We start from the raw sequence: 15,923 nt of genomic DNA, 5'->3' as shown, positions 1-15,923 counted from the left end.
AGCGTGAGCGAAGTGAAGATTTTTAGTCCCCGATAGCCGTAGCGCCGGGCGGGGGTTTCGGAGCGAAGCGGAGAAAACCTGCCCGGCATCGCGAAACGGCGTCAAGTCATGCAGAGCCTAAGTTTCGCCCTTTTGTTGAATCGAAACGAGGGGGACGCGGACGAATCGAGGTCGCCAAAGGCAATAGCGGTCGCGTGATTTTTGCCGCTTGTTGTGGGACATGGATGCCCCATAACAAGCGGCAAAGTAGCGACTCCCCGGGGCAATCGTGAACAATTTGAGCCAATCAGGGGTTCTAAGCCCTAACCCCAGAAATTTTGTAACGTTAATAAATACAGCAAGTTATCGATCATCTGAAAAAGAGTTTTGCTTTGCAACTTTCCGTAAAACGGCCATAACCCGGAAAGTTTTAATGTCGCCATGAATAGAAATGCCACTTCCAGCCGTGGTGAACACACAGGACCAAGCATCGAAAACCGGAAAGTTATGAAATGCTGAGTTCTAAAACCGTGAATACTGTTTCGTAAGCGAGTTATTTATAGTTTTTGGCGTCAAATTGGTCGATATTTCATATTAGTTCATTGAATTTAATGGCTTTCCAATATTTCCAGGGTCAGGGCTTAGAACCCCTGATAACAAAACCCCTATTTTGAGGAAGCCCGATTTTTTTATCTTGGCTTTACTATAGCTGACTTGATTGTACAGGCAGAATGGTTATAACACCAAGCTGACTGAACGACAACTTCAGAAATCTTTTAGAGAAAGACGAAAAATGAATAATTCCTCATGTGTTACTGGAATACCTTTGACTGGCTTGAGCGATGGGGCCATCGGTGTACGTCCAAAGAAAGTGGTCTGTGGCTGATTCCAGTCTGCCGCTGCAAGGTAAGGTTGAATTGTAATGAGAGCAGATTGGACATCTACATCCTCCTCACCAGCAAATGGTTGCTGTCCCTGCCAATCATGTAAACGAGCAAAGTAGGTTAGGCCATCGCGTAGTAAGCGAAGCCCTTCGGTGTAAACTGGTAAGCCTCGACGGACAGCCTCGAGTAGCCTCTCACGAGACCGTTGAGGGCTGCGGTGGTTTGGGTCGGCCAGGAGTTGCCAAGCATGGATAATTGCCCCATCGGGAAACCACTCGAAGGTGCTTGCGAGATTATCGGCCCAGCTATGAATACAATCGAAGGCATCGTTTCGCAATAGGAAGTAGCCGACAATAACTGCGGTTACCGGATCTTCAAACTTTCCAGAAAAGAGTGATTCCGAGAGTGGAGTCTTTGCTTCCATTAGATACTCCAACATCTGTTCGGAGGAATTGGGTCCTACAGAACTCAGAGCCTTGAGCAGTAATTCTGTATCTGGGTCCTGCCGAGATACCACAAGATTCATCCCCCCCGATAACTCGGCATCGAGCTGAGATGGGGAGAAAACGATCTCAAGGCGCTCGGGTACTGGAGGTAGTGCGACCGCTCGCCAAGGCACAGTCTCGCCCCCGCACTGAATGATACTTAGGGTCTGGGATTGGCCTAGGAAAGACAGGTTGATGAAACTTTCATCCGCCTCGGAGTGCAATTCGGCCCAAGGGTATTCCGCCCACATCCTCGTATTAGGATCTGTATAGACCCAGAGACGTGCCCATAAAGTCTGCTTGCGGAGTGGGGCTTTGAAAATCATAGATCCTCTCTGCTGCATCTTCGGCAACAACTCTAAGGCATGCTGAAGATGGAGCCATTCGTGCGGTGAAGGTTCCCCAGGAGGGCGAAGTGGAACGTGACATATCTGGTTAAGTTCCACCGAAATCGGGATGCTAAAGTTTTTGCCAGTAGACCTGCGAACACGGACGAGATAATTACCAGGGACGACTGGTATGGTCAGCAACGGATTCATGGGAGAGAAGGTCTCTTCTCGAAGGGTATTCATGTCACGGTCTATCACATCGACGAACATTAGATCGAGATCAGACTTGATAGGGGAATCGTATTGCAGTTCGATGGCGGTCATTAGGCAAACACTATGTTATCTGTAACGGATGGAGGAGTTGCCCAAATATCAAGGCTCTTACAGGGGTAAGAGTTGTCTGCGAAACTTGCGGTAACTAGATACTGGTCAGCTGGAACAGTTAATTCCCAAGGTTGCGGCTGGGGCGGAACGCGGACTTTTACCACTGTAGCATCACGAACTCGGTTGAGAGAGAGCACAGCAAATCCGATCACTTCATTCGGACGACATCCAATGCGAATTGGAACTTCAGGCACTCCCGGCAAGACATGAATTATATGCTTGGAGCCTTTCTCGGTGCGGATCTCACAACTCTGGTCAGGAGTGCCTGGAATCAGCAGGAGGCGGTCAACCGCATCATGAATCGCGTTATTTAACCCATTGATAGTGACTACCCACTGTCCTCCCGGGCCACGCTCGCTACCTTGTCCTTCTAAGCTTTGGAGAAGAGCTCTAGTAAATTGGGTAATCTGCCCGCTGCGGGTGTGCGCCTGAGTGTTCGGGACCGCAGCGTTGGCACGTAGCATTCGTCGAATTTTAAATGAACCCGCCAATGAGCTTACTAAAGAACGGGAGGGAAGGTCATTGATCATCTGGAGAGCCGTCCGCGGAATCTGGCGGCAGGCATCAGCGAAGAAAAGCTGGGTCGATGCATTGCATCCTCGCATGCCCATCTCCATGCTGTCGAAGTTAATCGTATCAACAAATGGTTCATGTGGGTGATGGCCGAAATCCTCAGACAGAAGAGCTGTGCTGGTTTTCATAAAGCCATGCCCACAGTAATAGAATAAAGCCGTATTCCCTATATCAGCATCACAGCGTTCGTACCAACGATCGAAGGCATCTTGAATATTGTCAATTGTCGCTGACATAGCTGTGAATTCTGCCGGTCTGGCCGGATCAGAGAGTAGACATTCGATCGTTCCAAGTGGGACCGAGGAATTGTCGTATTCAGACTTCAGCCATCGGACAAGCTCCAGTGCGGACAAGGGCGCTGAAGGCAGTGGTTCTAAGTTGCGCAAGTCGGCAGGAAGCTTGTTCCGGAAAGACTGATATTTAGGATCGTGAAGGTAGGGATATGCTCCTACCCCAATGATCAAGGCATGGATCTGCGGTCCCGTCCGATGTCTATCCTCAATTAGTGCCATGGCCTATACCCTTATAAAGATTAAGGTGTGGAGAGTCGCACACGCAGCCGCTCATAGAAACTCGGTCGCAGGAAGTAGGCGGAGTGAGAGCTAAAGGTGTCCGTCTCCGATGAGAAAGCGTAATCTTCAACGCCATCGAAGACCTTATTAGCTGCGAACGAGAGCACGTCTGTGGTGTCGAAGATATTGATCCATCGTCTGAGGTTTGCCGGCCGGGGCATACGATCTCTGCCAGGGCCAGGTACACTATCGTCCCGAAGGCGGAACTGCTTCATCTCCTCAAACAAAGCGACCTGGGATCCAACCGTCACCAACGCGTCTATTATTAAGTCTGGCCACCGTGAGGGAATGAAGCCGCTGATAAGATCGTAGAGAATGACCCCTCCCATGCTATGACCCACGACGATTAGAGGATCTTCCTCGGTGCGCTCGGCGGCGACAGCCTCGAGATCGGCTAGTACAGTAGCCGGAATTGCTCCCAAGTGCTGCGAATTGCCGCGTTCATTAATGTAAACGATAACGTCACCAACGAACCTTGCAATCTTTGGGTGTAGTGAACTGCGGGTGAGAGCCATAACATTCTGGCTGAGTCTGTGTCCAATGACGTCTTTTTTGCGGCTAATCCACTGGCCTGCTGTATCCTTGATCCGATCAGATCCCTCAAGCATCCAGTTGAGTGTATCCTGAAACCCCAGAGACTGGAATGTCTCAGTCATAACGGTGGATGGTTCGTTAAGGGAGGAAGCGACAGTTGGCATTGGTGCACATGTTTCGACCCACCTGATAAGTGATTCCACAAAATCGTCATTGGATTGACCTGCGACAACCCAGGCTGGTTGGGGATTTTGAATTGCATAGGTGGTGGCCGCGCGGCCGAACTTGACGAACTGGCTTCGCCGCGAGTCATCAGCAGTATCTGCAGTATCTAAAGATACAGCGATAAGTAGATCTACCGCATCAGAAAGCGATACCCGGGCGATATCAGAAAGAACCGTGTTCGTTTCATGCCCTCCCCAAGGTAGTGGCATTTCCATTATAAGCGTCGAGGCTATAGGGTCAGAAGCCCCTAAAGGAGTGAATGTGTCAGCGGGAACTGAAGCTTGATTCCAGCGAAATTTCGCCCCGAACTGCCCCCAATATGGACTACGGATTGAGCCGAGGTAAGGTTTTCCGTCTGTGTCGGCTAGGAGAATCTGACGGAGAAACACATCTCGGTCTCTTTCCTCCTGCATGTAATTGGCATCTGAACGGACGTTAACTCCATGAACAAAAACAAGAGGCATTATCGTAAACTCCCTAGCTACATGTTGAGAGAAGTTGCGGGTGTGCTTACATCACAAAAGAGTATTGCCATTACCAAAAGTTCCTTCTGGCACCACGGGCTGGGGTGAACCATATGCCACAAACGATGCCCAGTATATTGGAGAAGAGAAGGGTGGATCATTATATTTTTCGAGCCCTTGAAAACCAGCTGCACTCAAGGTTGCCGAGAACCCAGAGTTCTCAGCTAGACAGACAGCCTCGGCTCGAGATAATCCCTTTAGCCATGTCTGGGCTCGACGAAGGGCCTCACCGAGCCCGATAGTATTGCCTTCTCTAGCCAATTCCTCGAATAGCTTGACCATCAGCAAAGCGGTCGATTCCTCCGGAACCGCAGCTAGTGTACCAATCACGGTCTTGGCTCCAGCTACGATGAAGCCAGCCGGCAGTCCTAAATATTCTTCATTTCTAGCATTGTTTGAGGAACCGATGGCCGACTCACATGCCGAGAGCACTGCGAACCGCAGGGTTTCTTGCCTATGCCGCAATAAATCAACCAACCTCAGTTTAGTCTTTTGAGCAAACCATAAGGTTGAATGTAATGGTTCTTGCTCATTATATTCGCCGTGGCAGGACAGATAGGCCAAAGCATGCGTTCGTAGAGCCGATTCGACCGCTGAGGCCGTTGCTGCATCGCCTATTATTGAGGTTAATGGCCCAAGGTTTGAACCTACCAACCGGCTGGCTATTGTTTCTAGTTCCCAAGAGCCGAGTTGGAGTGTTCCATCAGGGTTGGCGACACCGAGTAGATGACCAGCGTGTGGGGCAGATTGGGAGAAACAACGGTCAAGTACCCAAGCTGATGGAGCATACATCAGTTCTAGCTCCTCAAGCACATAGCGGAGCTTCCCTCCCTCGGACCATGAGGCTGCATGCAGCGGTATGAGGCCTAGTGGACCTGCGACTATGCAGGCGAGCGCCCGTTCACTTGGGAGAAGTCGTTCACGCACAGGCCCCATGACGGCCTCGTATACCTGCTTGAGAACTAAATCCATCTTGCTGATCCATTCCTCCTTGGTCGTCATTCCCGCCTGAAATTGCCTTAGGGCACCTAGCCAGCCAGAGTACTCCTTCTTTTCTGAACCAAAGACCCAGCCTTGCACGATATCATCGCGCAGATCTGGCAAAGGAATATGTTCAATGCAGCTATTATGAGCTCGGACAAGGAAAGCAGCTCCATATTGCTTACCGCTCCAGAGGATGAGTAATGGTCGGTCGAGCCTGTCGGCCAGTCTTTGCAGAGATTCTGCATTAAGTGGTTCAGCGGTTGCAAGGAAGTCTGGATCATCGCGACGTATGTGAACCTCTAACTTGCGTAATTGCTCAGTCAGTATTGAGAATCGCTCAAAATTGATTCTGGGCGCATCTAGTCGACCTAAACCTATTACCGAGTTGTCCCTTAAAATCATAGCAGACTCTAACTCGGCCAGATCGCGCAATAGTTTGCTATATTCGGCGGCAGTGGCCGGGTCGGTGTGAGGCAGCCTCTGTTCCTCTCTTGTCAAGAGATCAGCCAGTACCCAACTCCGGCTTCGCTCGACCCACTCGGTGGCTTCATTGACATGGCCAAGGTGAAGGGCGACTTCAATGGTCGTATTGAATAATCTCAAACTTTTTTCTGCCCAATGTCCCCGGTCACGAATTAGTGATGTCCGGGATCGGATCTGATCCAGATTCCGTATTGCCCGAGAGAATGACACGAGTGCATCGTCCGAGCGCCCAAGCTTAACCAATAGATCTCCTAACAGATGATATGCCTTCATGGCCTCCGAGAAAAGACTGCAGCGTTCGAAGAGTTCTCCCGCACTCTCGTACATTTCCTGTACCCAAAGCGCTTTACTCATGATTAAAGAACTGAAAATTACTTCAGGGGAGTCAAATTGGGCCTCAACAATTTCTCCATATAGCTGATCTTTCAGGATATCGGCTTCATTAATTAGGGTTAGACCAAAGTCGATGGTGCCTTTAGGGAAAATCTCCCGTGCTTGGGAACAAAGGGTTAATGCGGTTTTGAGATTATCCTCACGGTCAAATTCATGATTGGCAAGTTCCTTAAGGACTCTCGCCTCGACAAGCAGACTACGAGCGTAATCAATAGTGCCCTCCGACATTACGGAGGTTCGTGCTTGCTCGAAGAGGGTCACTGCAGTCTTAAGGTTTTTTATTGGTTCTTCACCCAATTCAGCCAAACGCATATGTGCGATTCCCTCGCTCGCTGTACATCGTGAGTGATCAAGACAACCTTTGGGTAATAGTCCTTTGGCCTTATGATAGAGATTAACAGCTGCCAAAGTATGCTCAACCGGATTGACACCTAGAACCGCGAGCATACTATGGACGTTTCCTTCATTTCCCATACACCATCCCAGCTTGATTGAGTCTGGCGGAAGAAGTTGTCGGGCTTGGGCGAAGCAATCGAGAGCGGTTTCGAGATTAACGAGGCTGTCAATTCCGAATCTGCTCAGGTCGAGTCTGGCGATAGCTTCATGCATCAGACTTATGGCAACGTCGGATTTTTCCAAATCGGATATATCGGATATCAAGGCACGAGCGCGTGCTTGTTCCTCGATTGCCTTTTGTAGCTGGCCGGGCGGATCTATGCCTTGGGCAGCTAGCGAGACTCGTAAACTCCCACTCAAGCTTAGGGAGCGTGCTGCCTCAGCTGGCTTGCCTGTAAACAGTTTGTAGGCTCTGTCAAGTAGCTCGAGCCCCTTCTGGATATTGGCTTTTGGATCAATGCCCAGTTCCGCAATGCCACGACGAACCGCGGCTTCGTTGTATAGGCATTTCGGGATTGCCGGGTGGTCTGCCGGTAGAACAGCGCGAGCTTGCTTGAAAAGGTTCTTTGCCTTCAGGAAATTGTCCTCTATATCGATCCCATTTTGCCCGAGCAGCATATAACTAATGCCTAGGTTCAATAATACAGAGCTCTTCTTGGAAGGGTGTTTGGGGATTTCTAACACATCTTCGAGTAGCTTTACAGCTGCCTCTAGGTGAGGCTTCGGATTGATGTCTATATTGCTGGCCAGCCTTAAACGTGTTTCTGCCTCATTGAGGCAAAGATTATAATGATCGGAAGTATTTTCCTGGATCTGTTCTCGAGCTTGCTGGATTAGGTCGAGACTTTGTACGAGGTTGTTATGAGTATCGACGCCAAGCTCGGCCAGCTTTATTCGTACCTGTGCGAGTGTATTAAAGCAGACGCCAAGCTCGGCTGGTTCCGTTAACCAATCCTTGGCATGAGCAAGCAGATTTGTTGTCGCATCGAGGTCAGCTAATGAATCAATCTCAAGTTCTACGAGATTCAGACGCGCATTGACTTCGTTTATAATACAAAAAGCCAACTCCTTAGAGTTAGCCGGAAATAAAAAGCGGGCTTGAACCTGGAGGGTAATCGCGTCCCGATAGTTAATGATAGGGTCGAGATCACATAGTGCTCCTTGAAGAAACCGGATATTGCCAGCCATTGAGAGAAAAGTGGCTAACTTATCAGGGTTAGGTTGCTTTGAGAGGACCTGATCAATTAGAATTCTCGCAGTCGCTAAGTTGGCTTTAGGATCTATCATCCGCTCGGCAAGTCGCAAGCGACACTCGCTTTCATCCCTGAGTGTGTCGGCCCAGTTTGGATCATTAGAGTCGATTAGATCCCGAGCTTCCGCCAGGGATTCGACAGCAGCCAAAAGATTAGTGGTCTCTGCTACTGCACCCTTAGCAAGCCGAAGGCGCGCTTTAGCTTCATTAGTCAAGACCTTAATTCGGTAAGCAGGTGTTGCCTCAGCAACCAACTCACGGAACTGTCCACTTAGCACGAGGATAGCCTCATCATCTTCAAGGCTGTCTGGCACTATCTTAACTCGAATATTATGAGAGACGATCTCATCCGCTAGTGTAATAACTTTGAGCTTGGTATCAGCTTGGAGTTTACGGGATCGGGTGTAGGCGCTCAAGGCAGCAGCCAAGTGGGCCAGTTCCGCATCCCAATTAAGGTCGCAATTAGTCAGTGGCTCAATCTCTACCTTTTTTTCAATATTATGTATTGTCAGCAACATATGAGCAGCGCCGAGGTTGTGCAATAACATCGCTGTCTCTTCAGTTTCGCCGAGGGCTGCGAGGGCTTGCTCGTAGAGATAGATTGCGATCTCCAGGTTAGCCCGTACATCCTCTCCGATCTGTGCCAGTTGGAAGTGGGCATATGCCTCGATTTCTTTTATGCCTTCCTCAACAGGAAGCGACATCTCGCCAGAGAGGTAAAGCCTCATTTGCCGCATTATATCAATCGCCAGATTAAGATGAATCCGCCGGTCGAAGTTCATTTCTTGCGCCAATTGTGTACTTGCCTGTCCTACCATAGCCACATAGATGTCGAGATTGTCCATGATTGTGGATCGGACCGCCTGCGCGAGCAGCTCAGCACGTCCTGTGATAAATTTGGTCAGGTTCGCGTCGTTATAACTCTCGCCGAAGATTTTCATTGCCTTGGGAAAGCCTGGGACCCAAAGAATCGGATGGGCGAATAAAGTGTGATAAAGTGGATCACCTGGGTCCGCTGTCACAAAAGCCATCGCGGCCTCCTGGCCTCCGCATACTCTCAACCAATACTTAGGCGGAACTTTTGAGCAACCCTCTTCTAAATATGTATCGATCGATAACTTGTTGTTGGCCATGGATTTCCTCTAGAACGCAGAGAGCCAAGCTTAATGGAAATTTTAGCATAGTATAAAAATTACAGTTTGTTGTCGAACATTTGCCAGTCTTGTGTTATGTCAATCTCTTGGTAAAGGGATTGATGAATGAACTCAAATAACCGCTCAGATTCGGCGATAAGCAAGCATTATCAGTAATAGACATTAAAAGGGTATAAGACCAAACCCCAGAAAATTCCGTGAAGCCAATTTCCGTTTATTTCTCTCAGATTTCCGGCTTACACCCCATTTAACTGCACCTAACGCTCAACAGTTCCCGCCAATCGGTCGTATAGCGCTGGGAAAGCCGTTCCACTTTGGACTGCCAAGATTTATCAAACCCGGCAGACGCCACCGCAATGCCTTTGGGGAAGCGCCGGTTGATCCGGTCCATGGCCTGCATGAGCGCTTGGCTACCGGCCTGCCAGATTGGCTCTGTCATATCAAATAAATCCAGCTGGTCTGGCATTGACGCCCACCGGATGTCGCTCAGCTGCACGCCGCATTTCTGGTAGCGATAACCGGCCCTGAATAGCGCCTTAAGCAAGCGATGCGCCTCGCTGACGATAATACGGGTATCCTGTGTCGCAGTCTTCAGCCTCATGCTGGCCGAACGCTGATATTGCGGCTCCTGCGGATTAAACGGGTTGGTGCGGATAAAGACGCTGAGATAACCGGCCACCGACTGCTGGCTCCGGAGCTTTTCGGCAGCCCGGCTGCAGAATTCGGCTGACGCTTCAGATAATTCCCGGTATTCCGTTAACCGGCGGCTGAAACTGCGCGAGCAAACGATCTGCTGCTTGGCCGGCGCTATCGCTTCCAGTTCCAGACACGGAATGCCGTTCAACTCCAGTACGGTTCTGGCCACGGTGATGTTGAACTGTTCCTGCAGGCGCTCAGCCGGCTGGCGGGCCAGATCCCCGGCCGTATGAATGCCTAACGGGTTTAAGCGGGCGGCGATGCGCGAACCGATACCCCAGACTTCACTGACCGGCACGATGCGCATTAGCTTTTCCCGGCGCACCGGGTCCGACAGGTCCAAAACACCGCCGGTCTGCGGCCATTGCTTGGCGGCAAAATTGGCCAGCTTCGCCAGCGTCTTGGTCGGCCCCATGCCGACACAGACCGGAATGCCGGTATTCCGCCCCACAGTTGCCTGGATCTCTTGGCCATAAGCCACAGGGTCTTTCAGGCACACGCCCGTCAAATCCAGGAAAGCCTCGTCGATCGAATACACCTCCACGACCGGCGCAAACTCCTCCAGGACCGACATGACCCGAGCCGACAGGTCCCCGTATAAGCTGTAATTGGAGGAAAATAACTGAATGTGGTGTTTATTAATCAGATGCCTGACCTGGTACACGGGCACGCCCATTTTGATGCCCAAGTTTTTGACTTCCTGGCTGCGAGAAACGATACAGCCGTCATTATTGCTGAGCACGGCCACTGGCCGGCCCATCAGGTCCGGTCGAAATAGGCGTTCGCAGCTCACATAAAAGTTGTTGCAGTTGACCAGGGCGATCATCGGTACCATCACAGCGGATGGATCACGGCCGTGACCACGCCCCACACTACCAGTTCCAGGCCTTCGTTCACGATGATATCGGCATAGGCTGGGTTTTCAGCGGCTAGCCGCCACTGTCCGGCCTCCATTTTCAGGCGCTTAACGGTCAGGGCGCCGTTCACAGCGCAAATCACCACTTTGCCGGCTACCGGTTCCAGGGAGCGGTCCACGACCAGGATATCGTTCGGGTGAATGCCGGCGCCGAGCATCGATTCGCCCTCGGCCCGGACAAAGAACGTGGCCGCCGGCTTCTTGACCAGCAGTTCGTTCAGATCCAAGGTTTTCTCGATGTAGTCGTCGGCTGGCGAGGGGAAGCCGGCCGCCACCTTGCCAGTGAACAGCGGCAGCAGCACCCGCCGAGCGCGAGCAGGCCGCCAGAGATCCGTCGCGAGTGTTCGTATCAGCAATTGATCCATAATGCCCTCGAAAAAAGATGATTATTGTTGTTCTCTTTTTGTTCTCTTTCTCTGGCATTCTAGGCGTTTTTGGGTAGGTTGGCAAAAAATAAACCCAGGAGCAATATGGCACGTGTTCTGTATTGGTTGACACAACGCCAGCCTTTCTCCTATAGAGCCGCGACACGCTGCGCTTTTATTTTCGGTCTTCTCGGGTTACAGTCGCGGTTTTTTGCTTACAGTCAGACCCTATCTCATGCGTTACACCATTTTCAGCCTTGTTCTTTTCTTGCTTTCATCGTGCGCCGCCCAATCCCATCCCGGTCGAACCAATGCCGATGGCTGCCACACCGACCGTAAAACCGGCGATTATCATTGCCATAACCCGAAAAGATCGGCTATCTCACCATCTGAAGCACGAACAGCAGGGATGGCTTCATTCTCCCGGCCCACCGAAATCACCCATTCAGACAGTCTACTTCAGCTGGATTACGAGGGGTTTACCGTCTGGCTGGATTGCGCCCGGCGGGGAGCGGTCAAATTCCGGTACAACGCCCAGCACGACACCGGCAGTGCCAAGCGGTACGACCAGTTCTTCCTGGATCCGCAGGTGCCGGCGGCATGCCAGCAAACCAACACCCAAGCCTATGGCCATAATTATGACCGCGGCCATTTGGTGCCGGCCAACCATCTTGACGCCTCGGCATCAGCTATCAAAGCGACGAACACCCTGACCAACAAGTTCTGTTGCGTTAGCAGAGAGATCGTCGTTTTCGGTAAGCTATTGCGCTCAACCAGCACCGCGTAAATTACTCTCATGATCGATTTCAAAGGCCACCGCATCGAAAAAGCCATCATTCTGACCTGCGTCCGCTGGTATCTGGCTTACCCACTCAGCTATCGGAACCTGAAGGAAATGATGCGCGAGCGTGGGATCGAAGTCGACCATTCCAACATTTACCGCTGGGTCCGGAAGTTCACGCCGAAGCTGGAGGCCGTTTTCCGGAAAGGCAACAAGCGCCCGGTCGGCAAGAGCTGGCGAGCAGACGAGACGTACATCAAAATCAAGGGCCAGTGGCGCTATCTCTATCGTGCCGTCGACCGGGATGGCCAAACCATTGACTTCCTGCTGACGGCCCACCGCGACAAGCAGGCCGCTCTTGATGCACTCCAGGAAGAAACCGGCCATGCGTTCGAGATCCGCCAGAGCAAATACTTGAACAATTTAGTTGAGCAGGACCACCGGGCCATCAAAAGGATCATCAGGCCCATGCTCGGCTTCAAAACCTTCAACTCGGCCTATTGCACTTTGTGTGGAATTGAACTGATGCACATGATAAAGAAAAGACAGATGACCTCGACCGAAGGACACATTCTCTCGGTCGCTAAACAGTTCTATTCCTTGGCCGCTTAATTCCATCAGCCGATACTCCTTCTGCGCCTAGCGAAAATTAACGCAACAGAACCGATATTGTGAGCCGGACCAGATTTTCGCTTGCAGCTAATTTGAGCTGAAAAACGGGGTAACTGCAAGCCCGGCCATTTTCAAATGCAAGCCCTTACAGTCGATCTCAAATAGCTTCGAAATATAGTCAATACCGCATGCCCCAGTTTCGTTGCTTCTATACCTGCATAACGACGCTTATCCTTTTCGGACAGGCTGGTAAAAAGTCGCTGCATTTTCACTTCAATGGCTTGTTCGTAACCGATCACTCGCTTTTCAATCTTTCGCTGGTTAAAGCGTTTTATTATCGTCGATTTTCTGGATCAGTTCAGGGAAGTTGTTTTTGGCAGTATCCTAAGATAGAAAGAGTGCATCACAATGATTTAGGGAATCATATGAAGATGACTGATCATAATATTTTGTCATTTTTCTTTTAGTTAGTTTACATCAAAAATAACATGCAAAAAATTCAGTGCAAAGTGAACTTTAACGTCAAAAGGTAACATGCACAAAAGTGACTCTCTCTGTATGTTACTGCCTCCATATTTTGCCAAAAAGGTAACAGCACCGAATCATGAGAATAAGTAATAAAAAAGTGAGGAATAAGTGATAAAAAAGCGAACAAAATCTTAAGAAAAAGTCATGAATTGCCGGTCTTTGTCTATGTCATGACTGAGTACTGATACACGTCAATTACTCTCGCGATCAACCGACAATAGCTCCTCCAGACCAGTCCTTCAAGATAATAATAGATGACTCAATCTATCTGCATGGTCCCAGCCCCATTGTTAAATAGACAACCAGCAGATCAGGGTGTAATCAATATTTTTTACCAAAACAAGTAAATAGAATGTATTAAAACAAGCAAATAGAATGTGTTAAAACAATTAAATTACGAGGAAATTGGGTATCCTCGACGAATTAAGTAATAACTGCAAGCCTCTTTGGGTTTGTTGAAAAAGGCTACGCTGGATTTGTCGTGAATTGATGAATGAAGCGATGTTGCTTTCCCTGTAACACTTAATTTAACCTCAGTTCGATTTAAACATTCGAGATAAACGGCAACAGTTCGGCATACCGCAGATTGAGAGCCGGTTTTTTCTCTTGTAAGAATAAGCCACTAGGCCGGCCACAACATTGGAAAAGTAATTGAGCAGAGAGCGGTGCCGTGAATGCTTCAGGTCAAGAATGTTTTTCAGTTGATCATTGATGGTTTCAATGAGGCTGCGTTTACGCGACAGCAGTTTATCAAAGGCATCGGTAGCTTGAGCTTTCATGTTCTTTTTCAAGGTGGTCATCAATGTCACATCCTGATTAGCCAGCACCTGTGCTAATTTTATTGATATGACTACACTAGAGAGTGTGAAAGTATTAAAACACCTGGGCAAACTGAGATTGAAGCAGGAAAAAATTCCCGCTTCTATAATTAAGAAAGGCGGCATCAGGAATTGGATTAATAAACACGGGATATCGTCTATTACCAATTACCCAGGCTTGAACGATGAAAAACAAACTGCAGTCCGCCAGAGTTTCACACTTAAAGAATGGCTGTTTGCTATCCAATCAATGAAAGTTCTCCGATTAAAAATTGCCCATCATATTAATTGAAATTTGATCAAGCACTTCAATTTTAGCTTAGAAATTATCAGGAAAATTCTTGTCAGTTCGTTACAGAACCAGGCAATAAAGCTGGTCAGTTTTTAACTGTAGCCAGCACTTTAACCTCATTTGGCTCTTTAGGTTCGTCCGGCACATATTCAAACAGCTCTTCAATCCTGCAATTAAAATATTGGCATAACCTGTCCATTACATCTTTTTCAATTCGCGTAAAATTTTCATGATAAAGACGCGTGATAGTTCCTCTGTTGATATTAGTGTCTCGTGCCACATCACTGATTTTTAATTTGCGCTCACCCAAAATGCGCGATAAATAGCATCGAATCATATTGCTCCATAAAAAAATAATCTTCTATAGATCAAAATATCTTGCAATAAATCATTTTATGCTTAAAATGATCTCCAGAAGATCATAAAGACCTATTAGTTAAAATTTGATCTTACTACAGATTATTTATTTTTGGAGATTTATTATGCACACGACCTACCCCCCGGGCTTTGACTGGCACTCGATTGATCTCTTCGGTAAGCGCCTGTTACTGCCTAGAGCGTTAGTGAAACAACTCGCCGAACAAGTGGAGATCAATAGAGAGCAAGAGCTTCTTCAATCAGAGATTGATGCCACGATTAAGAACATGATGCTGTATGGCGACTTAAGTTTAGAACAGCTGCGTGACAACTTACTCGCTTTCACCAAGCAACCTCAACAAACCATGGCCCAGGAAGCGTCAAAGCCCAAACCCAATCGTACAGGGAAATACATCAAAATTTTTGATATTGAAACAATTCTGCTGCGTGCACGCGATAAAACCGCTACACGCAATGTTCTAGCTGTAATGAAACGCTTCAAAGAGGGCGATAATGGCGAACGTTTATTAAAAATAGTGCCTACCAATTTTATAACACAGATACAAAGGCTAAAAACTCAGTATCCCAACTGCAAAAATTTCCTCGACTATGTCGAATCATTTACGATGTTAGCTAAAAAACAACCGTATCCGGCATTTTATTTTCCCCCAGTGCTATTGATAGGTCCTCCCGGCATAGGCAAAACTGCTGTTGTTAATGCTATATCTGAGTTAGCGGGAGTTGCCAGTCGGCAAGTAGATTTAGCTTCTACAACAGCGGGCATGATATTGGGCGGCATGAGCACGCAATGGTCAGATGCGAAATCCGGCGTTGTTATCGATTTATTACGCGATAACGATGCCGCTAACCCAATCGTTATTCTAGACGAACTCGATAAAGCCTCTTCTTCATCTAAATACGATCCCCTCGGGCCACTGCATTGTTTGCTAGAACAGCGTACCGCAATGAAATTTATCGATGAAGCTCTGGATTTGCCATCCAATGCATCACATGTTTTATATGTAGCGACAGCTAACACAAGTAAAAATATTCCAAAGCCTATCTTGAGCCGTTTCATCGTGCTTCAAATTGACGCGATGAGCCCCGAACAGCATTGCCAAGTTACGCAGTCTATTTATGCATCATTACTTCAGCACCATGAATGTGCGGCACTATTTAAGCGAATATTATCGAAACCCGTAGTTGAAGCGCTAAGGAATCATTCACCACGCATCATTAAAGCAATATTGCGACGTGCACTAGCGCAAGCAGCAATGCGCAATTTTAATGCAAAAAAGCTTACGATCATTCCGGAAGATTTAATATTTTCAGAGGCCGAATTACTTGACAGTGGACTTTACGACGGCAGTCGGCCGTTCGGCTTTGCACATTAATTTTTTAACATTA

At 48.6% G+C, this 15,923-nt stretch carries 11 protein-coding genes and 2 pseudogenes; 5 read left to right on the top strand and 8 right to left on the bottom strand.

Annotated elements, in window-relative coordinates; genetic code table 11:
- Nucleotides 1–744 precede the first annotated feature (744 nt).
- From METMA_RS0115610 to METMA_RS0115585, 6 genes are all read right to left on the bottom strand, one after another.
- On the bottom strand, nt 745–2,001 hold the full coding sequence (locus METMA_RS0115610; RefSeq protein WP_020160041.1) for a hypothetical protein: 1,257 nt from the start codon (nt 1,999–2,001) through the stop codon (nt 745–747).
- Nucleotides 2,001–3,146: a caspase family protein gene (locus METMA_RS0115605; protein WP_020160040.1), complete on the bottom strand. Its 1,146-nt coding sequence runs from the start codon at nt 3,144–3,146 to the stop codon at nt 2,001–2,003. Before METMA_RS0115605 ends, METMA_RS0115610 begins: the two co-directional genes overlap by 1 nt.
- Nucleotides 3,147–3,166: 20 nt before the next feature.
- Nucleotides 3,167–4,180 carry an alpha/beta fold hydrolase gene (locus METMA_RS25825; protein WP_156830516.1) on the bottom strand — a complete coding sequence of 338 codons (1,014 nt, stop codon included), beginning with the start codon at nt 4,178–4,180 and terminating at the stop codon, nt 3,167–3,169.
- 300 nt (nt 4,181–4,480) lie between these two features.
- Nucleotides 4,481–9,130, bottom strand: a complete 4,650-nt coding sequence (locus METMA_RS0115595; RefSeq protein ID WP_020160038.1) for a CHAT domain-containing protein — start codon at nt 9,128–9,130, stop codon at nt 4,481–4,483.
- A 268-nt stretch (nt 9,131–9,398) separates the two neighbouring features.
- On the bottom strand, nt 9,399–10,682 hold the full coding sequence (locus METMA_RS0115590) for a Y-family DNA polymerase (protein WP_020160037.1): 1,284 nt from the start codon (nt 10,680–10,682) through the stop codon (nt 9,399–9,401).
- A complete protein-coding gene (locus tag METMA_RS0115585; RefSeq protein ID WP_408605809.1) occupies nt 10,682–11,119 on the bottom strand; it encodes a LexA family protein in 438 nt (145 codons plus the stop codon). The genes METMA_RS0115590 and METMA_RS0115585 overlap by 1 nt, the downstream gene beginning before the upstream one ends.
- A 244-nt stretch (nt 11,120–11,363) precedes the next feature.
- Here METMA_RS0115585 and METMA_RS28235 point away from each other — a divergent pair.
- From METMA_RS28235 to METMA_RS0115575, 3 genes and pseudogenes are all read left to right on the top strand, one after another.
- Nucleotides 11,364–11,480: pseudogene (locus tag METMA_RS28235) on the top strand (YHYH domain-containing protein); the annotation flags it as partial.
- 57 nt (nt 11,481–11,537) lie between these two features.
- A complete protein-coding gene (locus METMA_RS24745; RefSeq protein ID WP_020160035.1) occupies nt 11,538–11,915 on the top strand; it encodes a DNA/RNA non-specific endonuclease in 378 nt (125 codons plus the stop codon).
- Between the two features lie 9 nt (nt 11,916–11,924).
- Nucleotides 11,925–12,521: an IS6 family transposase gene (locus METMA_RS0115575; protein ID WP_020160034.1), complete on the top strand. Its 597-nt coding sequence runs from the start codon at nt 11,925–11,927 to the stop codon at nt 12,519–12,521.
- 1,071 nt (nt 12,522–13,592) lie between these two features.
- Here the strand turns inward: METMA_RS0115575 and METMA_RS28050 are convergent.
- Nucleotides 13,593–13,897 (bottom strand): annotated as a pseudogene (locus METMA_RS28050) (transposase); the annotation flags it as partial.
- A 16-nt stretch (nt 13,898–13,913) separates the two neighbouring features.
- Here METMA_RS28050 and METMA_RS27545 point away from each other — a divergent pair.
- Nucleotides 13,914–14,159 (top strand): hypothetical protein, encoded by a 246-nt coding sequence (locus tag METMA_RS27545; protein WP_198014516.1) that lies wholly within the window; start codon nt 13,914–13,916, stop codon nt 14,157–14,159.
- A gap of 85 nt (nt 14,160–14,244) precedes the next feature.
- Here the strand turns inward: METMA_RS27545 and METMA_RS0115560 are convergent, their stop codons facing one another.
- Nucleotides 14,245–14,496: a helix-turn-helix domain-containing protein gene (locus METMA_RS0115560; protein WP_020160031.1), complete on the bottom strand. Its 252-nt coding sequence runs from the start codon at nt 14,494–14,496 to the stop codon at nt 14,245–14,247.
- Nucleotides 14,497–14,641: 145 nt separating this feature from the next.
- Here METMA_RS0115560 and METMA_RS25820 point away from each other — a divergent pair, with 145 nt between their 5' ends.
- Nucleotides 14,642–15,910 carry an AAA family ATPase gene (locus tag METMA_RS25820; protein WP_020160030.1) on the top strand — a complete coding sequence of 423 codons (1,269 nt, stop codon included), beginning with the start codon at nt 14,642–14,644 and terminating at the stop codon, nt 15,908–15,910.
- The last annotated feature ends 13 nt before the right edge of the window (nt 15,911–15,923 follow it).

It is taken from the genome of Methylobacter marinus A45 (genome assembly GCF_000383855.1).
In the GTDB taxonomy this organism is placed as follows: domain Bacteria; phylum Pseudomonadota; class Gammaproteobacteria; order Methylococcales; family Methylomonadaceae; genus Methylobacter; species Methylobacter marinus.
The sequence above is the reverse complement of the archived record's forward strand: the minus strand, read 5'-3'. Positions and strand labels throughout refer to the sequence as shown.